This is a genomic window from Priestia sp. 3CA3 (genome assembly GCF_056836725.1).
In genome coordinates this window covers 1-22560 of record NZ_JBXENJ010000014.1, presented here as the reverse complement: position 1 = coordinate 22560, position 22560 = coordinate 1, and the positions used below count along the sequence as shown (strand labels likewise).

Below are 22560 nucleotides of genomic sequence, written 5' to 3'. Positions count from 1 at the left end.
TGAAATAAAAAGGAGCGAATTGTAACATGCCTTTTTCCTCTTTCACTAATATAGAATGCTTACGAGTTATAAAAGAAGATCAGTCTTATATGTATCTCGTAAAATCTAAAAGTTCTTCTTGCATATGTCCTTCTTGTCATACTCTATCTCACCGTATTCATAGCCGATATGTTAGGTCGCTTCAAGATGTGCCGACGCATGGTAAATCAACTTATGTACAAATACAAACGCGTAAGTTTTTTTGCGATAAATGTAGTTGCCCACAGGCTATTTTCACAGAAAGATTTACGTGGTTAGGAACCTATCAGAGAAAGACAAAGCGTTTACAAGAGATGTTGAAGTCAATTGCCTTATCTACGAGCTGCAAAGTAGCATCTCGGCTATCTAAGCACTTAGGTATTGTAACCGGTCATCACAAACTTTTACGCCTCCTTCATAGATTAAAACTGCCTTCTTATGAACTGCCGGTTCATATTGGTATTGACGACTTTGCATTCAAGAAACGTTGTCGTTACGGTACGATTATTATTAATCAAGAAACCCGAAGACCCATCGCTATCTTAAATGGTAGAGATAAAGAAACAGTCGTAAAATGGCTCGAACAGCATCCTACTATTCAAACGGTTACTCGGGATGGTTCTTCCACATACGCTAAAGCTATTTCTCAAGCACTGCCTCATGCTTATCAGATTACGGACCGTTGGCATATACTGAAAGGGTTATTTACAGCAATTAAAGAGACCTTACAACAATCTTTTCCTTCCACATGGAGAAAAACAGAATATAAGAATCACATATCTGAACCACTAATTATCCGCAAGACAGATATCCAACGCAACCTGTATGCGGAAAAGGTTTGGCAGCGTAGCTTAGAAGTAAAAGAGTGGAAAGTTAAAGGGAAATCCATCTCTTGGATTTCTCGTCATATGAATATCTCTCGTCCTACGGTCTATCAAGATTTAAGACGTAAGAAGAAAGAGCCTATTAGTCGTGTAAAGCTATTAGATCCCTTTCTGCATCAGTTACGTCAGTGGAATTTATCTGGGTGGACAACAAATCGTATGGAGGCAGAACTTAGAAAGATAGGCTACAAAGGATCTCGCTCTACTTTAAATGAAGCCGTTTCAAGAATTCGCCACGAATACAGAGCCAGTGCTACAACTCATACCCTATCTAGAGATTCCTTACTATGGAAAATATGGAGTGAAAAGAATAGTGACTGGCTGAAATCATTGCCTTCGGCATGTTTAAAAGAGTTTCCACTTATATCACAATTATTTGAATTGACACGTAGCTTTAAAGACATCGTTAGGAAACGTAGCAATAAAGGTATAACTGAATGGATTGAAACATATAAAATGTATTCATTTCCAGCTCTCAATACGTTTATAAGCTATATAGAAAAGGATTTACAAGGAGTAATGGCTGCTTGTGTTGACCCTTTAAGTAATGGGCTATCTGAAGGACATATACATCGTGTAAAGATGTTAAAACGTATGATGTATGGTCGCGCAAGTGATGAGTTGTTGAAAAAGCGAGTGCTCATACCATTATTATAGGTAGGGTTGTTTTTCTAAAAAAACAACTCATATCTTTGACACATGGCGACATCCGCCTTCACCAAAAGTGAGAAAGAACCATTATATTCTAGCGTTTACAGTTGTTTAAAAAATAAGGAATTTCAAGAGAGACACTCAGGTTTTAATGTAATAGTTAAGTTCTTATCCATTTACAGGCTTTACATTCTTTTCACACAGTTTTCTAGCATCAAAAGGAGTAGCGTTAAAAATTTTTATTTTCCCTGGTTCCTTACAAAATGCACATTTACAATTATAATTTTTAATTTTAGCTACATGAGGAGATTTAAATACTTGAAGTACCTTTAAAACGTGTTTCTGGCATACGATTAGCATCATTACAACTCCTTTACCATGACTAAATAAAAGGTCAATCAGTAAGAATTATTTTAAAAGTTCCTACTAACTAGTTTTATATACAAAACTTAGTTTTGTATATTTAACAATAAATCATTAGGAATTGACTGTCAATTATTTTTATGCTTTTTTATTACCTAATTCAACAGAGATTCTCACCTAATTGCAAATAGAAAAGTAAATGTTATTAAAGTTTATTAGTAATTTTTAATCTTTATTTATCTATATTGAATTAAAATTTGGAAAAATCTATAATACAGTTGTAAATATAATTATTATCAGTGGTAGCAGAACTTACAGGGTGAACTAATTTTAAATAGCTAATTTATTAATAAATTAAGGTAGTTTTCTTAGTTTTGTTATCCCTAAATGCTCATTACTTAATTAGTTTTATATACGCAAATATGTTTTAATAGAGAGAAGACTTAATTATTTTAATTATAAGTAAATGAGACTTTTTAGGTTTTTAATATTTAATTGAAAAGGTAGTTAATTTCTTATCGACAATCAGGAGAAGAATACGAATTCTTTATTTTATATAAATATAAGACAAGAAAATCAAAGTCTCCTCCGCTGAATACTCTCTAGCGATACAAAGAAATTGAGAATACGAATATAAGGGAGGAATACTGAAATGGCAAGTAAGGAGAATGAAAAATACAGTGCTAATTCATTGGTCAGAGGCTTAGAAATTATCAAGCTCTTTAATGAGGAACAACCCAGTTTATCACTTTCAGAAATAGCAAAACACCTTGGTGTAAGTAGAACGGTACCATACAGATTATTATTTACGCTTGAAAATATGGGTTACTTATCTCAAGATAAGAATACAAAGCGTTATAATTTAACACCTAAAGTTCTTGAATTGGGTTTTAGCTACTTAAATAGTTTGAAGTTTCCAGAAATCGTTCAGCCCTACATGGAAGCTTTACGCGATGAAATTGGAGCATCTTGTCATTTATCTATCTTAGATGGAACAGAAGTAGTTTATGTAGGAAGTGCTCCAATTAGGGGTGTGTCTGCTGTTAATGTAAATATCGGCTTGAGGCTGCCAGCTCACGCAATAGCTAATGGGAAGTTATTGCTTGCCTACCAGTCAAAAGAAACAGTAATGCAGATGTTTCATGTTTCAAGTCTAACGCCCTACACAGACAAAACTCTTACAATGCCAGGTGAGTTCCAAAAGCAGCTAGACTCTATTAAGAAACAAGGTTACGCACTAACGAATGGAGAGTTCCATCCAGGAATTAATTCTGTGGCAGCACCTATTTTTGATCGAACTGGAAAGGTTATTGCAGCTTTAAATGTTGTAGCGACAGAATCAACCTATCATGAGGATTTTATTGATAAGATTGCATTACCAAAATTATTAGAAGTTTCCAATCTACTATCAGACTATATGGGCTATACAGGAGCAAGGTTAACTCCAAGAAACTTTATTTCAGAAGATATTTAGATTATGAGATGTATTAGCATTATAATTTTTGAAAGTGTAGTTACTTCTAAACAGAAGTAACTACACTTTTTTATTTGGGAAATAGTAATGTATCGAGGTAGTTAGTTGGTTTTTTATTTCAGTTTACCTATAAATAAATCTTGTTTAAAAAAGACTAAATGATTAACTTTTAAAAATTTTCTAAATTCTTTCTTGACATTTTTGTGTTTTAAATCTTAAAATTAATTCATAAGTGAAACATTGTTTCGTATACGAAACAACTGTAATTCAATCACAAAAAATAAGGGAGGATTTTAAAATGACACAAAAAACGTTTTCTGTAAGCGAATTTGAAAAAAAGTATGTGGCAAGGCTAAAAGATCGCACACTCGACTGGAATGTATTGAAGTTTCAGGAAGAAATTGATCCATCCTATAAACGAGCTCAAATGAGATATATTGGGCGAGGTGCTACTGCAAATAATGATTCCAATGTTATTACTGGAGAGCACTTCACGTTAAGTACAATGGTACTTCCTCCAGGATGCGTAGGGCCTTTACATCTTCATGATGATGTAGAAGAAGTTTTCTTTATCCTGGAAGGAGAGGTTACAGCATTACTTCAGGAGGACAGTGACAGTGAGGTTCATGAGATTAAATTAAACGCCAGGGATTGTATTAGCACTCCTCCTGGAATATACAGAGGAATTAGGAACCATGGAAAAGAAGAAGCTCGCATGTTAGTTATGCTTGGAGCAATAAAACCTAATTTACCAACATATCCAGAAGGAAGTGCTCTTGAAGAACTACGTAAAGAACGATCCAAAGAAAGAGAAGCTATTATTAAAGATTAATTTATATAACTGAGGAGGAATAGCTGCATTGCCTGATAAAATGTAGCCTTCTCCTCTAGATAGTATCATTAGGAAATGAAAAAAACCTATATGTATAGTAGGAGGATAAAAAATGCTTGGTATTACTCATTTGAGACATATTAGTCTAATTACTCCTAATTTTGAAGAGCAGGTCGAGTTTTATGAAAAAACTTGGGGGCTAGATAAAGTAGATTCTCAGGGTCAGGAGGATATAGCATATTTTCGAGGAGCTGGACCTGAACATCACATTCTAAGCCTTCATAGAGGAAACAAACGTGGTCTGCACCATATTTCGTTTGGAATGGTTGATAAAAATGCAGTAGATCATGCAGCAACAGTGTTGCAGTCAAAAGGTGTAAAAATTATTAAACAACCTGGCTACTTAGACGAAGCTGGGTCTGGCTACGGATTACAGTTTGTTGATCCTGAGAATAGAGTAATAGAGCTGTCTGCTTGGGTAGAGGTCCAAACTTCCATCTGGAATAATAAAAATGTGGATCCTGTAAAGTTGAATCATGTAGTTATGAATACAAAAAACTTAGACATGATTGTCGAATTTTATACGGATATACTTGGCTTTAAGGTTACTGATTGGAGCGAACATCAGATGTCTTTTTTAAGGTGCAATCGCAAGCACCACTCCATTGCTTTTAATCAAGATAAGCATGCATCGGTTAATCATATCGCTTATGAAGTTGATTCAGTTGATGAATTAATGAGGGGTATCAGCAATGTTCGAAAAGCTGGACTTGAGGAATTATGGGGACCTGGACGACATGGACCAGGTAACAATATTTTTTGTTATTTCCAAGATCCAGGTGAATTTGTTATGGAGTATACATGTTATCTTGAAACAATTGAAGATGAGTCTGAGTGGAAGGCACGAGTATGGAAACGTGTGCCCCATTTAATGGATCAATGGGGAATTGCAGGCCCACCGAAACCAGAAGCTCGTCAGGCAATGGGCGGAGAACCGGATCCTGGATGGGTAGAGGTAAGTAAGGAAGATACAGTTAAAACTCATCACTAAAAAGGGAAAATAACCGATATAAAGGAAAAATAAAAAAATTCTTTACCTCATAATTTTATAGATTACAGAACAAATCCCAGAAAAAAGGAGTGAAGACATGGATTTAGGACTGAGGGGAAAGGTTGCTGTCATTATGGGAGGAACTTCAGGTGTTGGACTAAAAACAGCTGAATTGTTTCTGAAAGAAGGGGCTAAAGTCGCTATTTGTGGAAGAAATGAGAACCGAATGAAAAGTGCCCAAGATCATTTACTTTCATTAGCAAAAAAAGAAAGCGTTCTCCTGAAGGCTTGTGATGTTACTTTAAAGTCGGATGTTGAAGCCTTTATTACGTCTACAGCTGAAACCTTTGGTGGCATTGATATTTTAGTAAATGCAGCTGGACAGAGTGTGATGGGATATTTCTTTGATATTACGGATAAACAATGGGAAGAACAAATTCAACTAAAGTATTTTGCTATCATTTACGCGATTCGTGCTGTACACCCTTATCTTGTCAAAAGGGGTGGAGGCAGAATTATTAATATAAACGCAACCCTTGCTAAAGAGCCTGAACGTCACATGGTAGCTACAGCAGCTACAAGGGCTGGTCTTTTGAACTTAAGTAAGACTTTATCTCAAGAACTAGCTTTAGACAATATTTTAGTAAATTCAGTGAGTCTTGGTTTAATACGTACTGATCAATGGGAGCGTAGAAGGTTGAAAAATTCTCCAGATATGGATCCAGAAGATTATTACAAAGACCTTGCCAAAAAAAGAAATATCCCACTTGGACGTGTAGGCGAAGCTGAAGAAGTTGCGAGTGTTATTGTATTCCTTGCTTCAGAAAAAGCGAGCTATGTAGCTGGGTCTACTATTGAAACAGCAGGAGCAATTGGTAAAGCACTTTAATTATATTATTAAGCAAAGGTAGGAACCGAAAATGAAAAAACAAGAGGAGTTACAATTTACAACTGCCGATGCCATTGTAAAAGAGCTAGTACAAGCAGGTGTAGAAGTTGCTTTCGGAATCGTTAGTATACATAATATGCCTATCTATGACGCCATTCTTCGAGAAGGTAGTATCCAGCTCGTTTGTTCACGTGGCGAAAGTGGTGCAGTAAATATGGCAGATGGCTATGCACGTGCGACTGGAAAACTAGGTGTAGTAATTACAAGTACAGGAACAGGTGCAGGAAATGCAGCTGGCTCATTGGTAGAAGCTTGGGCTGCCGGTGTTCCACTTCTTCATCTTACTGGTGAGGTTGCGTCTCCCTACATTGGAACAGGTAAAGGTTATATACATGAATGCAAAGATCAACTTTCAATGATGAAAGGCGCATGTAAAAGTGCCATAAGACTTAGAAACCCTCAACAAACAGCTGCAATAGTAAGAGAATCTATTAAAAATGCTTTAACTGCACCATCAGGTCCAGTATCACTAGAAATCCCCATTGACTTCCAATCAGCAATCATTGACGATGTTTCACTTGAAGAAATTGAATCTGTAGCTTCTAATCAAAAAACAACAATAATGATTTCGAACCAAGCCATTAACACCATTCTAAATGCTCGACGTCCGGTAATATGGGCAGGTGGCGGCGTTATTTCTGCTGGTGCTTCTCAGGAGTTACAAAAATTAGCGAAAGAGATAGGTGCAGCAGTAATTACAAGTCAATCAGGAAAAGGATCAATTCCCGAAGATCATGAACAATGTATAGGACATTTTGCTGCCTATGAATCTACAAAGGAGTTTTTGCAAAAAGCAGACTTGTTGATTAGTGTAGGCGTTCGTTTTAGAGGAAATGAAACATCTAACTGGAAAGTGCCAGTACCCCATAATCATATTGCCATTGACGCCGATTTGCAGGCGATTAATCGTAATTATAAAGCTACAGTTGGATTAGTTGGAGATGCCAAAGATATATTAACAGGTCTTGTTGAAAAGCTTGAGGGCAAAAAAACGAATGTACACCCTTCTTATATAGAAGAGATTAGTTATCTTAGAAGCAAAATACGTTCACAACTTCGCGGGACTCTTGGACCATACGAACAAATTCTAGATGGAATGAGAGAAATATTACCGCGGGACACAATTTTGGTACGTGATGTAACTGTACAAGCTAATGTCTGGGGAAGCCGACTGTTTGAAATTTATGAGGCTAGAACTTCTATCCACGCGTCTGGTGGTGGAATCGGCCAAGGGCTCCCAACCGCCATTGGTGCACAAATAGGTTGTAAAGATAAAACTGTGGTGCTGATGGCGGGAGATGGCGGATTTATGGTTAATGTCGGGGAGATGGTCACAGCTGCAGAAGAGCAGTTACCTATCATTATTGTGTTATTTGATGATTCAGGTTATGGAGTTCTTCGTAATATTCAAGAGGCTGCCTATGGACGTCAAGTCGCTGTTGATTTATTAAGTCCTGATTTTGTGAAGCTTGCAGAATCAATGCACTTTAATGCTGTAAGAGTAGGTTCTGGCCATGAATTTATTAGTGAACTGAGAACAGCAAAGGAAAAATGTAAACCTTCCATGATTGTTGTGGATATGGAGGCAGTCGGGCCAATGGCTAAGCCTTTCGGCGGACCTCCCGGTGCTGCTGAAGCATTCAAACCTAAGAAATTATAAGGGAGGATATATAATGATTTCGACATACCCCAGTGTTTCAGGAAAATATCTTATTAATGCAGAATGGATAGAAGTCAAGGAAACAGCTAATGTTATTAACCCAGCAAATATCTCAGAAGTTGTAGGTGAAGTGGCATTATGTACTAAGGAAATAGTAGATAGTGCAATAAGTGTTGCATCGGATTCTTATAAAACGTGGTCTCTTACTAGTGTAGAGGATCGAGCTCTTCATATGAATAATGCAGCTGATGCATTAGCAAAGATTATTGAAGAAAATGTTACATTATATGTCCGAGAAAATGGAAAAACGCTTATAGAAGCGAAAAAAGATTTGCTTCGCTGTGTTCAAGTGATGGAAGAGTGCGCCGCAGAGCTAATTAACTGGTGGAAACCAGAAGTCCTTCCTGGTAATCAAAGCGTACAAGTTAGAAGAAGGCCAAGAGGTGTAACAGCAGTTATAACCCCATGGAACTCGCCACTGATTTTGACATTTAAACGAGTTGTACCAGCAATTTTAGCTGGAAATACAGTAGTTGTAAAGCCTGCAACAAATTGTCCGTTAACTGTTATGACTTGCCTAAAAGTAATAGCTGAATACTTTCCACCCGGTGTTATTAACATTGTAACAGGTTCTGGAAAAATGATTGGTAACGTACTATGCTCTGATTCCCGTGTCCGTACTATTGCCTTTGTGGGAAGCACAGAAACTGGAAAAGAAATCATGAAAAAATCTGGAGAGCGCCTCCAGAAAGTATATATGGAACTAGGCGGCAATGATCCTGCAATTATTTTAGGAGATGCTAACCTTAATGAAGAGGCAATTAAACGTCTGAGAATGGGAATTCTAAGAGCTTCAGGGCAAGTATGTTCAGCTATCAAACGAGTATATGTACACGAATCACGTTACGAGGAATTTGTAAAAAAACTAAAAAAAGAGTTTGAAAGAGTTGTGGTAGGTGATGGGATTCAGCCAGATGTAACAATGGGACCATTAAACAATAGAGCTCAATTTGAGTATGTGAGTAATTTAATCAAACGTACAATTCAATCTGGTGCTAATGTGATCACTTCTGGGATTCAACTTGACCCCGAAACATGGGAAAAAGGTTACTATATTCTTCCATCAATTGTAACAGGAGTTAATCAAGACAGTGAGTTAGTGCGAGCCGAACAATTTGGTCCAGTCATCCCAGTTCTATCATTTTCCGATATTGATGAAGTAGTGGAACTGGCCAATGATAGTGAATTTGGTTTGAGGGCATCTGTATGGACAGAGAATGAAAAATTAGCTATTCAACTGGCCGATCGTCTTGAAGCAGGAGCTATTTTTCATAATAACCATACTGTTTTTAGTGATTTAGCTCTTGATTTCCCAGGTTTAAAAGAAAGTGGAGTTTCTCGGGAAACACGACATTGTAGTTTAGAGTTATTTACAGATTCATATGGTTTTGCAGATTAAGGAAGGGTGAAGCAAGATGAGATTAGGGTTAATTGGTTGTGGTAACATAGGCGAATTTCTACTTCAGGCAATAAATAAAGATGGCCTTCTCTCAGGCGGAAAAGTTGTTTCGATATATACCCGTCGCGAGGAAATCGCACTTCAATTTGCAAAAAAGTATGAAACAAATTCATATCAAGACTTTGAAACATTTCTACATTCCGATATAGATTTTATTATAGAAGCAGCAACAATTGAAGCTGCTAAAGAATACTCGTTAAAAATATTAGAGAGTGGAAAAGATTTATTATTAAGTAGCATAGGGGTAATGGCAGATTCTGCGTTTGAAAAAAGTATACAGGAACTTTGTTCAAAAAATAATGTTAATATCTTTCTTCCTTCTGGTGCAATTGGAGGCCTCGATTTAATTAAATCAGCAAAAGCATTGGACGAACTTGAGTATGTATCAATTACAACTAGAAAGCCGCCAAGTGCATTACCGGTAAACACTTTGTTAAAGAAAGAAAACCTTTTGTTTGAGGGTACTGCTGCTGAAGCAATTAAGAAATTCCCAAGAAACATTAATGTTGCTGTTGTATTATCTTTAGCTGGACTTGGGTGTAAAAAAACAAAGGTAAAGATTATTGCTGATCCAACGGTACTGAAAAACACCCATCTCATTGAAGCGTCAGGTTCATTTGGAAAGCTTAAACTAGAAGTGGAAAATGATCCAATGCCTCATAATCCTAAAACAAGTTATTTAGCTGCGTTAAGTTTACTAGCTACGTTACAAAATAAGAATAAACCTATGCAAGTAGGTTTATGATTTGAATTAAGCTGAAGAGAGGAGAGTACAAATATGCTTAAAGCTGACAAATCTTTAGCAAAAATGTCTAAAAAAGAAATAGTGAACTATTTATGTGAAACGCTTAAACCGGAGGAGGGGATAGTTCCAGCATACCTTTTAGGTGATCCAACTGTTTACGATTTAGAACATGAAAAAGTGTTTTTAAAAACATGGGTTTTTTTAGGGCATGAATCCGAAATACCTAATACTGGAGACTTCATAATACGTGAACTATCTGGCTATTCCGTTATTATTAGCCGCGATAACGAAGGAGAAATCCGTGCTTTTTATAACATGTGTACACACAGAGGAATGAAGCTATGTCGTGCTGATAAAGGAAATAAATCCTTATTCACCTGTCCTTATCATGGATTTAACTTTAAAAATACAGGTGATCTAGTCGGAGTTCCACTTCAAAAAGATATTTATGGAGGAGAACTTGACCGTTCGAAGATGGGTCTTCATAAAGTTCGACTTGAATCTTATAAAGAGCTTTTATTTGGAACATGGAATGAAAATGCAGAGCCTCTTGAAGATTTTCTAGGTGATTTTAAATGGTATTTAGATATTTTAGTAGGTCGTGCAGAAATGGAGGTAATTGGGGCTCCTCAAAGATTTATTGTCAATTCTAACTGGAAAATAGGATCTGACAATTTCGTGGGTGACTCCTATCATACAATGGTGACTCATGGTTCAATTGCAAAATTAGGCATGGTGCCAAATGCTACATACTCCAAACGAGGTTTTCAAATTTATACAAATAATGGACATGGATTAAATCTTGGAACACCTAATCCTGACTTTGCTTTCCCTGAGGAACTAAAAGATGAATATAAAAGCAATCTAACTGAAGAGCAATATCAGGTATTATCAACTTTAAAAAACATGATTGGGAATGTGTTTCCAAATCTATCTTTTTTAATATCACATACAAAAATAAAGGATCAGTTAATTTCTAATACTTCACTAAGAATGTGGCGTCCAATTGGTGTTAATAAAATGGAAGTAATAGCATGGATGCTTGTAGAAAAGAATGCTCCCCAAGAATGGAAGGATCGTTCGAGAGATTCATTTATTTTAACATTTAGCCCGTCTGGTATTTTTGAGCAAGACGATACAGAAGTATTTACTGATATTACAGAAGCAGCGCAAGGTCCCATGCCTTTTCAAAAGAACCTTACCTATAATTACACAATGGGACTCCACCGTGATCCCGTTGAATTTATTGGGCCAGGTGTAGTGTATGATGATAAATTTACGGAAGCTAATCAGCGTAATTTTTATAAATATTGGTTGGAGTTGATGGCAAGGTCATAGTAAAGAGAGGAGAAAGAAGAGAAATGAATATGGAAGAAATGATTTTAAAATATGAGTTTGAGAAATGGTTATATACCGAGGCTCAACTACTTGACGATATTCGATTTGACGAATGGTTTGATTTAATGCATTCAAGTTTACGTTATCAAATGCCTGTCCGAATTAACAAAGAAGGAACAGAGCGTCCAGATTATTCAGCCGATATGTTTACATTTAACGATGATATTGAACTGCTAAAACTTCGAGTAGAACGTTTAAAAACAGATTATGCTTGGGCAGAGATACCACCCTCTAGAACTCGACGATTTGTTAGTAACGTGCGTGTTATGGATTTTATAGAGGGAACACAAGCAGTTGTAAAGAGTTACTTACTTATTTATCGAAGCCGTAGCACAGATATTCATCACGATTTAATTTCAGGTGAGCGCAATGATGAATTTATATTTGAGGATGGACATTGGAAGCTTTCTAAACGGGTATTCATTGTAGATCAAACAACAATAAATACGAGAAATCTTGCCATCTTTGTATAAAGAAGTTTAAAAGCAAAAGGAGAGGCTGGGAGTAAAATGATTTTAAAACATAAAGTAGCATTAATTACAGGTGGCGCGTCTGGAATAGGCGAAGCTGTGGCAAGACGCTTTGTAAGGGAAGGGGCAAAGGTATGCATTATGGGGCGTTCAAAAGAAAAGCTAGCAAGAATGAAAGCCGAATTTGGTGAAAATATTCTTACCTACCAGGGGGATGTAAGTAAATATGAGGACAATGAGGGCGCGGTTAAAGCTACTGTTAATCAATTTGGAAAGTTAGATATTTTTATTGCTAATGCCGGTGTATTTGACGGATTTGCTAAATTTGTGGATGTTACTCCTGAAGCTCTTTCAGAAGCATATGATTTCCTTCTTAATATCAATGTAAAAGGATCTTTTTTTGGAGCAAAGGCAGCGCTTACAGAGTTACAAAAGACAAACGGAAATATTATTTTTTCAGTTTCGGGTGCAAGCTTCTATCCTGATGGCGGAGGTGTTTGGTATACGGCGAGTAAACATGCTCAAATAGGGCTTATGCGCCAACTGGCATTCGAACTCGCCCCAACAATTCGAATTAATGCGGTAGCACCAGGGGGAACACTTACAGAGCTCTCTGTCATTCCGCCATTACTTCCGTTTGTTAAAGTTGTAGATAATGATACAAAAGCGAGCAGTATTAAAAAACGAAATCCTCTCCAACTTGCTCAGATGCCAGAAGATCACGTCGCTGCTTATGTATTATTAGCATCCGACGAATCACGCGCTATCACAGGAGAAGTTATTTCGAGTGATGGTGGGTTATCTGTTCGAGGTCTTGGTTAACCTACAAACGAAGTTAAAAGAAGCTTCAGAAAGAGGTTGCGTTAACATAATGAAACCACTATTAGGTAATAGAAATATTAATCAGATTGCATTTGTTGTAAATGATATTGAGGTCGCTAATGAAGCCTTTACAAAATTACTTGGCATTAAAAAAGTTGAACCTTTTCTTACTGGTGATAGTTCTATATCAAAAGTGGTTTTTAAAGGTGAATCTACAAACTCTCAGTCTAAATTGGCTTTTCTAAATACGCCTACCGTTCAATTTGAGCTGATTGAACCGGATAAAAACCCTGGAACCATGCGTGAATTTTTAGATAATCAGGGGGAGGGAATTCATCATATTGCTTTTGATGTAGATGCCATTCAAAAAAAGCTTCCGGTAATGAAAAAAAACGGATACGCAGTATTGCAGACAGGTGAATTTACCTTAACGGATGGTCGATACGCATATGTCGATACACTAAATGATTATAAAACTTTAGTTGAACTCCTTGAAAGTTCGGAACCAAGAGAGACAAATTGGGAACAAGTAGCAGATGAAAATTTGCAACCTCTATTGGGAACAAATAAGGTGGAACAGATTGCATTTGTTGTGAAAAATCTCAATGCAACTGCTGATGCTTATTGCAAGTTACTAGGCGTTAAAAAACCAGAGATTATTAATTCGGGGCCATCTGAAGTGACAAATGTAATTTATGAAGGAAAAGCTACTGAAGGAACATCAAGATACATGTTTATTAATACTCCATTAATCCAAATCGAACTGATTGAACCTGGTGATACTCCAAGTACATGGAAGACGCACCTTGAAAATGTAGGAGAAGGAGTCCATCATATCTCGTTTGTTGTTAAAAACATGGAAGAAAAAATAAGAATGTTAGAAGAAATGGGGTACCCGGTCATTCAAACAGGGAACTTTTTTAATGGAAAAGGACGATATGCATATATGGATACAAGATCAACATATAAGGTAATTATTGAATTACTTGAACGTAAGGAAATATAGATAACCCCCTTGTCTAAGTTATTAAAAAGATTCTGTACTTTCACCGTATGCTTTACTGATAGAGGCGATCGTTACTTACGGGCTAGGCATCTTAAAATTCCTAGTTTTCGTTTTAAAAGGGTTATTTAGAGATAACATGCGAAAAATTTCAAAGGAGAAATATGTTATGCCCTATGTACAAGTTGAAGACCTGAATATTCATTATGAAATAGAAGGGGTAGGAGAACCTTTAATATTATTGCATGGCATGAGCAATAATTCTCAATCATGGACAGAACAAATAAAAGATTTAAAAAAATATTATACAGTTATTGCATGGGATGCTCCTGGATATGGAAAGAGTTCAGATCCAGCTGAGGAATTTAATTATTTTAAGGATTTCGCACATGTTTTAAATGGCATGTTAAAACAGTTAAATTTAGAGAAAATCTACCTTCTAGGTCATTCAATGGGAGCAGCAATCGCAATAGATTTTTGTACACTTTATCCGCATAAAGTTAAAAAACTTATACTAGCTGATCCAACTAGAGGTGCTGCTGCTCTAACTTTAGAAGAAAATGAATCAAAATTAAAAAATCGATTATTTTCAATTGAAAATCTTTCACCCGAGGAGATTGCGGAAAAGCGAATAGGTGCATTATTATCCCCCTATGCATCTTTAGATGTTCAAAGAAGGGTAACTGCAATTATGAAACAAGTAAGACCAATGGGATATCGCTCAGTTACACACTCACTCTATCATTTAAATCAAATGGATCTATTAACTAATATAGAAGTTCCAGTTCTCATAATTTGCGGTGAATTAGATTCTGTAACTCCATTAAGTGAGGCAAAGGCAATTTATACTAAGTTACAGAATGCTCATCTAGTTATTATTCCTGAAAGTGGACATTTATGTTACCAGGAAAGACCGGAAGATTTTAATTCCAGCATTAAAAGTTTTTTGGAAAGAAATAATCGAGAATAAGATACATTAAAAACCACCCCTATTTTCCCCATGATGTATAGATGAATTTTGAGAGGAGAAAAAGTAGGATGCCCAAATACACAATTGTAGATAAGGATACATGTATTGCCTGCGGAGCCTGCGGTGCAACTGCTCCCGATATCTTTGACTATGATGAAGAAGGAATAGCGTTTGTTACGTTGGATAGTAATAAAGGTAGATCAAGCGTCCCTAATGAACTTGAAGATGATGTATTAGATGCTGTAGAAGGTTGTCCTACAGAATCCATAAAATTGGCCCAAGTACCTTTTGAACTGAACTTTTCTAAATAGATTGAGGGAGTAACTGTTCGTTATTGAGTATTACTATTATAAAGATTTAAGAGTGAGGGTGGATATTTATGATTAAAGAACATAGAGTTTTTGATATCACAATTATTGGTGGTGGACCAGTTGGTCTTTTTACAGCATTCTATGGAGGAATGAGACAAGCAAAGGTCAAAATTCTGGAGAGCCTTCCGCAACTAGGGGGACAACTGACAGCCTTGTATCCAGAGAAATTTATATACGATATAGCAGGATACCCAAAAGTAAGAGCCCAAGATTTAATAGAAAATCTAAAAAATCAGATGAAAATATTTGAGCCAGCTATCTGTCTTGGAGAGTCTGTAGAGCAGATAGAGAAGCAAGCCGACGGGGTATTCAAGATTATTACAAATCTTGATTTTCATTTTTCTAAATCTATTATTATTACTGCAGGAAACGGAGCTTTTCAACCTCGTAAGTTGGAAATTGAAAAGGCAGCACATTTTGAATATCATAACTTACATTATTTTGTAAATGATATGAATAGATTTAGAGGAAAAAAAGTAGCAATTTTAGGTGGGGGAGATTCAGCTGTTGACTGGGCTCTTATGCTAGAGCCTATTGCCGAAAAAGTGATATTAATACATCGAAGAGATAAATTTCGGGCTCATGAACATAGTGTAAAACAATTAATAAATTCTTCTATTGAAGTGAAGACTCCTTATGTGCCTTCTGAATTATTAGGGTCTAATCAAATTAATCAAATTCTTTTAGAACATACTAAGACAAAGGAAAAAGAAGTAGTTGATGTAGATGATCTAATTGTTAACTATGGATTTGTTTCTTCTCTCGGTTCCATTAAGGAGTGGGGATTGAACATAGAGAAGAATGCTATTGTAGTAAACTCTAAACAGGAAACGAATATTGAAGGTATTTACGCGGCAGGAGATATTTGCACTTACGAAGGAAAGGTCAAACTCATTGCAACAGGATTTGGCGAAGGTCCTACGGCAGTTAACAATGCTAAAGCGTATATAGACCCTCAAGCTAAACTGCAGCCAATGCATAGTACTTCCTTATTTAATTAATATCATAATAAAACAACATAAAACTATGCTTAATAATTATATTTGCTGAATTTTCTCTAGATACTTCTGTTAATTACAATTGGCATTTAGTATACAAAACATCATCTCTTAAACAAAAAAACTTTTTTAATACTATTTATTAAGAATACCTGACAATAAAATTATACAGCAAGCTAAGTTTGATATATAAAACATAGTTCGCTGTATAAAGCAGGAGGAGAGAGTATGTTACAAGGACAAAAAAGGTGGTTGTATATTGCAGTTCCTATTTTTTTCTTTTGGTTTTTCGGCCAGATTGATAAAGTGGGGATTTCCGTCGTTCAAACAGACCCTGGATTTCTAAATGATCTTGGCCTAACTGGCTCAGATAAAAATGCTAAAATAGGATTAATTTCTTTTATTTTCATGATTTCGTATGCATTGTCTAATATTTTTTGGGGGATTCTTATTGACAAACTAGGAGCTCGAAAAACAGCCGTTTTAGGTTTACTAGCATGGACAGCTACTATGATCATGGGTGGTCTCTCTTCTTCATATGAAATGTTTTTAATCAGTAGGGTTATTTTAGGTATAGGGGAAGGTATGATGATTCCTATATCGGGGAAATTTATTTCAGCCTGGTTTAATAAAAAAGAGCTTGGTCGGGCTCAATCTTCCTGGATTACTGGAAATTACCTTGGCCCCGCAGTAGGTGCCATATTACTTACTGTAGTTATCTCTACTTTTCATTGGCAAGCTGCCTTTTTTGTTCTAGCTGCTTTTAATCTATTTATTAATATCCCAATGTTTCTTTTTCTAACTCGTAATAATCCAGAAGAACATCCAGGTGTTAGCAAAGAAGAAATTACTTATATCAGACAGGTTGATCAAGTAGAAAAGTCACAGTCAAAACTATTTTTCGCTAAGAATTACCGATATTGGGTAGTCTGGTTTGGTAGTTTAATGTCTTCGTTTCTTTTCTTTGGACTTAGCATCTGGTTACCTACATACCTTGTTGAATCAAAAGGTTTTGAAAGAGAAGCTATGACAGGCATTACCTCTTTATCGTGGTTATTCGCTCTAGGTTTTGTCCTAATTGGTGGATTTTTAGCAGATAAAACTAGGCGTCCTGGACTGCTTGCTATGATTCTTTTCTTATTAACTGCGTTATTTTTAACGGTTTCAGTTGTAGTATCCAATGCTGTCATCGCAGCTATTTCTATGGGACTTGCAATGGGGGCTCAAGGTGGTACATTTCATCTAGCCAATTTGTTTATTGTAAAACTATCAACGCCTGAAACAGCAGGACGTGCTGCTGGTATAATGGGTTTTACAAATATTATGGGAGGATTCTCAAGCTATATCATGGGATGGAGTCGCGACTTATCAGGAGGAAGTTTTGGCCCTTCCATTAATATGTTAATAATATCAGCAATTTTGGGTTTTATAGCTTATTTGTTTATTGTTAAAAATGAAGCCATAGAATCAAAATTGGGTGAGGTCCCCGATAGTAAGGCTATATATAAATAATTATCCTTTGTGAAAAGTAATAAAAACAGCACTGCCCTATCCAATTTGAATAGGGCAGTGCTGTTTTTATTAGCTATTTCTAATGTGTATTCCATACATTTTTAGTTAACATAATGTCTCTTTCCGGAACCCACGCAAAAAGAGAACCCTTTTGGGAGTAAGGGTTCTTAGGCAGAAAAATATATATGGTATGCAGCTTTTTATACATCCTTGATTTATCAACGTTTGGCCTCGGGCTGAGTGACAAATAGATGCATAAAAAGCGCACCTTTTATTCATATGCTCGTCCTCATAAAAATAGTCATAATGTAAGTCACTCTAAAAGAGAGGCTTTTTTTGTGGCTCTTGTTCAATTAAAACGCTCTATAATGGAATAACTAAGATGCTTATATTAACTGGTATAGTTCTATAAGAACAGTAAAATTTAAATTTGAAGAGCTTTTTGTAATGATCTTTTCATTGCTTCTACAAAGTTCTGACGTGTTTCTTCGGATAATTCTAGTAAGGAAAGGTAGGGATTTAAATCTTCTAATTCGACTAATAAAAGCTCCCCTTGTTCGCTTCGACAGGCATCAACTCGCTGAATTCCCCAGTCAAGATTATTCCAATTGATGAAACGCTTAGCAAAGGTTAAATCTTCTTCCGTAGCTACATACTCTTTCAATTCCCATCTTTTATCTTTATCTGGTGCATAAAGAGCATACTGAAATTCTTTGTCGATAAAATAAAATGAGACTTCGTATTCAAAATTGATAAATGGTTGTACCAACGTATTTTTCGATTCTGAACTAACTTTTTCACTCAATTCGTCTTTTGTAACAAGTTCCATTCCAATAGAATCTGCTCCATCTTTCGGCTTTACGATATACGTGTCTACACTAGGAAGTTTATTTAGGGAATCAAGGGTATCAATCGTTGGAATAACAGGAAAATGAGCATTTGTAAGTTCAATTAAATATTCTTTTCCGTTCATATCGGCCTTTCCATTAAACGAATTGTATGTGTTTAAATGTTTACGGACAATTCGGTTGCGGAATGCTTCATATTTGCCTTTGAAATTTGCAACTGGACCTGCATTTCGGAAAACAATTAAATCAGCATTATCTTCAAATGCTTCAATATCTTCAGGATGACAGATGACCAAATTAAAGGCTTCTCTAAGTTTAGAAGTTAGAAATAAATCCTCTTCATAATAGTCTCTTCCTTTTGCTTCATAATATAAATCTGTCACAAATAGTAACGTCTTCATTACGTCTTCACCTGCTTTTATAGATTTGATTTTTGTTCAATACCTCTTTTGAGTTTATAATGTTAAAGCTATTCCACTAAATTTTTTTATAAAGATGGGTAGAAACTGGTTTTCCGTCACATCTTTTGTTGATTAAACTTCCTTGGTTGTGGAGAAATTACGAATGTACATTTTGATTCAATAGAAGTTGTTATTTTTAAGAAAGGCCGTTTTCTTATGATTAATTTAAAGGTTTTATATACCATGCATTCATAGCAGAATGTTCGGAACCTAATAGTGGTTCAGGTAAGAGTGCAAATCCAAATTTCTCATATAATTTACATGCAGCTTTTAATTCATGCTGTGTTTCTAAGTAGCACTTTGCATAATGTTTAGAAGCAAATGACAAAGCTGTTTCCATTAGCTTCTTTGCCAATCCTAAACCTTGTGTTTTAGGGGTTAGGTATAGCTTTTGTAATTCACAAACGTTGTCATGTTCGTTAAACGGCGCTATACCAATTCCTCCAACAACTTCATCCTCCATTTCTACTACCCAGTAATTTGCATGTTTTAAATTAGTATAATACTGGTGAAAATCGTTAAGTTGAGGATCAAAATAAGCCGTTCCAGGAATCGCCAGGCCAAGTGATTTTAATGAATTCTGTATGATTTCTTTTACTTTTGCATTGTCTTCCTTTTTTATTTCTCGAATTATCATATATGATCTCCTTCAATTAAATTTTAATAAGGATTGCTAAAGGTTTGTGAAAATGGCTCACCTAATATGTTGACTTTGTCCACGTTTTAAGAATATAGTTATATTAATCTTAAATGTGGACAAAGTCAACAAAAGGAGAATGTATGAATAAAGAAATTATTGGTGATATCAGACAATTTAACCGATTTTATGCAAAGGTACTTGGTTTATTTGATACGAAAATTTTTGATACAGATTATTCATTAACTGAAGCACGGATACTATTTGAAATTAGAGAGAGGACTGAGTGTATTGGGAATAATCTCGTGCAAGAACTTAATATTGATAGGAGCTATATGAGCAGAATTTTACGCAAATTAGAGAAGGAAGAATTAATAAAGAAGAAAAGTTCAGCAACAGACAATAGAAAAAACTTTCTCTTCTTGACAACAAAAGGAGAGGATCTGCTAGATAAAATTAATATTCAGACGGATCAACAAATAAATACATTGTTTAATGGACTAACCGATAGTGAGATTAATGAAATTTGGTTTTCCATGATGACAATAAAAGAAAAGTTAGATAAAAATACTTTTTAAAGTAGCTAACAGAGGATTGAGATAACATGAGAAGCTTTTCAGAATGATTATACCTTAAAAGAAATTAAGGAAGAATTAACGGGGGATAAGCAGGAAATGGAGAAAATAGAAAAGCGTGTTGAAACAAAACAGCCGGCTAACAAAAGACACTATTCTAACCATTTTAATGGTTTTTCAGAACGTAATTAAGTCCCCCATCCATAAAGATTGGGTTTGAGCAAGGCAATGCTTATATTTTGTCAAAAACAGTCCGTAAAAGTATATGTTTGCGAACTTCTCTCTTATATAGAAAACCTGTCATTTTCATCGTTCGATTAAGTTTGAAAATAAATGACGAACGTCTTCTAAAACTATACACTTTTACGAACGTTTCTGATAGGGAAATAGATCAAGCTAGTGGTTTGCCGTTGTTAAACATGACTGGCAGAACCTATATTTTTAAAAGTTAGTTTATAAATCTCCTTCAACAAATAAATAACACAGTTTTTGTGCGCGCTTTAGGGTTTATAAGTATGAAATAACAATCAGAATAACAAGAGGATTATCAATACACGGGGTAAATATATTCATTATTTCACTTTATCTATCAATCTCGCATAAACGACGTCAAAAAGGTTAATAATGTTTAAAGAGAAGAAAAGATAAAGGGGTTGATTTTTAATGGAAAATAATGCACTTAAAAACATTGATCCAAGTTTATGTGATGAAATGCTTGCTGAATTGTTTTTGATTCAAACGATTAACGACTTCAAAAGAAGTAAGATCCTTAAGGAAATAGACCATTCTTTAAAGAATAAGGATAAACAAGCTTTTTTACTTTTGACAGAGGAACTTAAATCTGTATCTTAATAAAAACGATGTAATATAGTAGAAATTCATTAAAAAGAAGCCTTCTTTTTTAAAGACTGAGGCTTCTTTTTATTTCTTTTTAAATTAGCATAAGTAATATTTCTAAAATCAAAAAAGAACCAAAATGACTCATTAAAATGAGCATAAACAGGCAATAAAATAAAAGAATTTACTTTCATTACTAAGGGTCATTTCTTTTATTCCTAAAAGTCCTGGAGGTTATATTAAATTCCAACAGGTATTCTCACTAAATTCTAGAAATATTACTTATCAAAAAAACTTTAAAATATTTCTAAATTCGATAAAAGAAGGTGATCGAATGGAACGAAAGAAGTTTACTGAACACATTGATAAGTTAATAGAGCAATCTGATGTGTGGAGAAAAGGGAAGACTGGAACAGTGCATGTTTTTACCAAGGCGAGGTCAAAGCTTATGAGAGAGTAAAGAGATTGGTTAATCAGCAGTTACATGCATAAATAAAAATTATAACCCTAACTCAGAAATGAGGAGGGTTTGACTTATTTCTTTTTCTAGTTTACATAAGATATATTCTAGGAACCATTATTTTTAGAAACATGTTGTAATTATTAAAATGAGATTAATTTTCCTATATAAATGTTTCCATGCTTTTCGTTCTCTTATTTGGTTAAAACATCTTGATAGGTTTGCTATGTGTCGGAATCGACGATATATGTGCCTGCTGATAAATACAAGACTTCTGTGACGTACATAAGAGAGGTATATTTTTTATTGTCTAAGCATCGAGGAATTATTGTTGTACGGGGTAAAACAGTTATAAATTAGAATAAGAAAAGACGCCTAATAAAGGTGCCTTCTCTTATTAAGATGCTACTTTAATTAATTATGTTTCTTTAAAGTGATCAATCATATTCTATTTATCTGCTATACAGTTAACAATTTCTTTGGAATGAAATATTTCTGTTATATGAAACCAACAATTTTCATTACGAATAATAATATATTCCTTATAAGGATACGTAGACTTTAAAATTGAATGAGGAAGATAGCTATTACTTAACTCATCATATTCCCTAAATCCGTGTGATACAATGACCCTTTTATTTTCCATACTGTTTAACATTTTACCAATTGGGATATTTTCGGTACTTAGTCTGTTTTGAATAGGTTTATCTATAGTTGAAATGTCAAAATAGACAACATTTTCAGAAAGAGTGCGGTTCTCAAAATTTAAAGATGTAATTCTTTTAACAAACGGACCTTTACTCTTAAAAAATACTTTAACATCAGAAGGTAAATCATTGAAAGTGACTATCTCTTGATGAATAATATTTAAGCTAACCTTGTTCATGATTAAGGATTCTAATGCTAAGGTGGTTGAGCCATTTGTTGACAAAATAATACGTAAACAATAATTAATCATTTCATCAGGCGTATTAACTAAATAAGTATTTATTTGTAAGCCCTCCTCATAATTCTATATAAAATAAACTTACTAATTAAGGTTTCTAAGCTAT

At 35.1% G+C, this 22560-nt stretch carries 23 protein-coding genes; 19 read left to right on the top strand and 4 right to left on the bottom strand.

Features of this window, described 5'->3' with window-relative positions:
• Positions 1-26 precede the first annotated feature (26 nt).
• Complete coding sequence (locus AC1VNJ_RS24110) at positions 27-1559, top strand: ISL3 family transposase (RefSeq protein WP_482641423.1); 1533 nt, start codon at positions 27-29, stop codon at positions 1557-1559.
• 162 nt (positions 1560-1721) lie between these two features.
• Here AC1VNJ_RS24110 and AC1VNJ_RS24105 read toward each other — a convergent pair whose 3' ends face one another.
• Positions 1722-1916, bottom strand: a complete 195-nt coding sequence (locus AC1VNJ_RS24105; protein ID WP_482641422.1) for a hypothetical protein — start codon at positions 1914-1916, stop codon at positions 1722-1724.
• Positions 1917-2568: 652 nt separating this feature from the next.
• On the opposite strand from AC1VNJ_RS24105, the gene AC1VNJ_RS24100 reads away from it, so the two are divergent.
• The 15 genes from AC1VNJ_RS24100 to AC1VNJ_RS24030 all read left to right on the top strand — a co-directional run bounded on the left by AC1VNJ_RS24100 (position 2569) and on the right by AC1VNJ_RS24030 (position 17690).
• Positions 2569-3390, top strand: a complete 822-nt coding sequence (locus AC1VNJ_RS24100) for an IclR family transcriptional regulator (protein ID WP_482641421.1) — start codon at positions 2569-2571, stop codon at positions 3388-3390.
• A 298-nt stretch (positions 3391-3688) separates the two neighbouring features.
• Complete coding sequence (locus AC1VNJ_RS24095) at positions 3689-4222, top strand: cupin domain-containing protein (RefSeq protein WP_482641420.1); 534 nt, start codon at positions 3689-3691, stop codon at positions 4220-4222.
• Positions 4223-4334: 112 nt separating this feature from the next.
• The gene (locus tag AC1VNJ_RS24090; protein WP_482641419.1) at positions 4335-5273 is read left to right on the top strand and encodes a VOC family protein; all 939 of its coding nucleotides are present in this window, start codon (positions 4335-4337) and stop codon (positions 5271-5273) included.
• Between the two features lie 97 nt (positions 5274-5370).
• Complete coding sequence (locus AC1VNJ_RS24085; RefSeq protein WP_482641418.1) at positions 5371-6162, top strand: SDR family oxidoreductase; 792 nt, start codon at positions 5371-5373, stop codon at positions 6160-6162.
• Between the two features lie 31 nt (positions 6163-6193).
• Complete coding sequence (locus AC1VNJ_RS24080; RefSeq protein ID WP_482641417.1) at positions 6194-7882, top strand: thiamine pyrophosphate-binding protein; 1689 nt, start codon at positions 6194-6196, stop codon at positions 7880-7882.
• A gap of 13 nt (positions 7883-7895) precedes the next feature.
• Positions 7896-9341 carry an aldehyde dehydrogenase family protein gene (locus AC1VNJ_RS24075; RefSeq protein WP_482641416.1) on the top strand — a complete coding sequence of 482 codons (1446 nt, stop codon included), beginning with the start codon at positions 7896-7898 and terminating at the stop codon, positions 9339-9341.
• Between the two features lie 16 nt (positions 9342-9357).
• Entirely contained in the window at positions 9358-10146 is a 789-nt protein-coding gene (nadX, locus tag AC1VNJ_RS24070; RefSeq protein WP_482641415.1) for an aspartate dehydrogenase, read from the top strand.
• Positions 10147-10179: 33 nt separating this feature from the next.
• Positions 10180-11484 (top strand): aromatic ring-hydroxylating dioxygenase subunit alpha, encoded by a 1305-nt coding sequence (locus AC1VNJ_RS24065; RefSeq protein ID WP_482641414.1) that lies wholly within the window; start codon positions 10180-10182, stop codon positions 11482-11484.
• A 23-nt stretch (positions 11485-11507) separates the two neighbouring features.
• Positions 11508-12017 carry an aromatic-ring-hydroxylating dioxygenase subunit beta gene (locus AC1VNJ_RS24060; protein WP_482641413.1) on the top strand — a complete coding sequence of 170 codons (510 nt, stop codon included), beginning with the start codon at positions 11508-11510 and terminating at the stop codon, positions 12015-12017.
• A gap of 36 nt (positions 12018-12053) precedes the next feature.
• Positions 12054-12836, top strand: a complete 783-nt coding sequence (locus AC1VNJ_RS24055) for an SDR family NAD(P)-dependent oxidoreductase (protein ID WP_482641412.1) — start codon at positions 12054-12056, stop codon at positions 12834-12836.
• 49 nt (positions 12837-12885) lie between these two features.
• Positions 12886-13842: a VOC family protein gene (locus AC1VNJ_RS24050; protein ID WP_482641411.1), complete on the top strand. Its 957-nt coding sequence runs from the start codon at positions 12886-12888 to the stop codon at positions 13840-13842.
• A gap of 166 nt (positions 13843-14008) precedes the next feature.
• A complete protein-coding gene (locus tag AC1VNJ_RS24045; RefSeq protein ID WP_482641410.1) occupies positions 14009-14809 on the top strand; it encodes an alpha/beta fold hydrolase in 801 nt (266 codons plus the stop codon).
• Positions 14810-14877: 68 nt separating this feature from the next.
• Complete coding sequence (locus AC1VNJ_RS24040; RefSeq protein WP_430044760.1) at positions 14878-15120, top strand: ferredoxin; 243 nt, start codon at positions 14878-14880, stop codon at positions 15118-15120.
• Positions 15121-15188: 68 nt separating this feature from the next.
• Positions 15189-16181, top strand: coding sequence for an NAD(P)/FAD-dependent oxidoreductase (locus tag AC1VNJ_RS24035; protein WP_482641409.1), 993 nt, complete (start codon positions 15189-15191; stop codon positions 16179-16181).
• 225 nt (positions 16182-16406) lie between these two features.
• A complete protein-coding gene (locus AC1VNJ_RS24030; protein WP_482641408.1) occupies positions 16407-17690 on the top strand; it encodes an MFS transporter in 1284 nt (427 codons plus the stop codon).
• Between the two features lie 424 nt (positions 17691-18114).
• Here AC1VNJ_RS24030 and AC1VNJ_RS24025 read toward each other — a convergent pair whose 3' ends face one another.
• Both AC1VNJ_RS24025 and AC1VNJ_RS24020 read right to left on the bottom strand, forming a co-directional pair.
• A complete protein-coding gene (locus AC1VNJ_RS24025; RefSeq protein ID WP_114895392.1) occupies positions 18115-18939 on the bottom strand; it encodes an ATP-grasp domain-containing protein in 825 nt (274 codons plus the stop codon).
• Between the two features lie 220 nt (positions 18940-19159).
• Complete coding sequence (locus tag AC1VNJ_RS24020) at positions 19160-19636, bottom strand: GNAT family N-acetyltransferase (protein ID WP_482641407.1); 477 nt, start codon at positions 19634-19636, stop codon at positions 19160-19162.
• A 143-nt stretch (positions 19637-19779) separates the two neighbouring features.
• Here AC1VNJ_RS24020 and AC1VNJ_RS24015 point away from each other — a divergent pair, with 143 nt between their 5' ends.
• The 3 genes from AC1VNJ_RS24015 to AC1VNJ_RS24005 all read left to right on the top strand — a co-directional run bounded on the left by AC1VNJ_RS24015 (position 19780) and on the right by AC1VNJ_RS24005 (position 21063).
• Positions 19780-20214 carry a MarR family winged helix-turn-helix transcriptional regulator gene (locus tag AC1VNJ_RS24015; protein ID WP_482641406.1) on the top strand — a complete coding sequence of 145 codons (435 nt, stop codon included), beginning with the start codon at positions 19780-19782 and terminating at the stop codon, positions 20212-20214.
• A 63-nt stretch (positions 20215-20277) separates the two neighbouring features.
• Entirely contained in the window at positions 20278-20403 is a 126-nt protein-coding gene (locus AC1VNJ_RS24010) for an FbpB family small basic protein (RefSeq protein WP_372586806.1), read from the top strand.
• Positions 20404-20874: 471 nt separating this feature from the next.
• Positions 20875-21063, top strand: coding sequence for an IDEAL domain-containing protein (locus AC1VNJ_RS24005; RefSeq protein WP_482641405.1), 189 nt, complete (start codon positions 20875-20877; stop codon positions 21061-21063).
• Positions 21064-21956: 893 nt separating this feature from the next.
• Here the strand turns inward: AC1VNJ_RS24005 and AC1VNJ_RS24000 are convergent.
• Positions 21957-22466, bottom strand: coding sequence for a chorismate pyruvate-lyase family protein (locus tag AC1VNJ_RS24000; protein WP_482641404.1), 510 nt, complete (start codon positions 22464-22466; stop codon positions 21957-21959).
• Between the last annotated feature and the right edge of the window lie 94 nt (positions 22467-22560).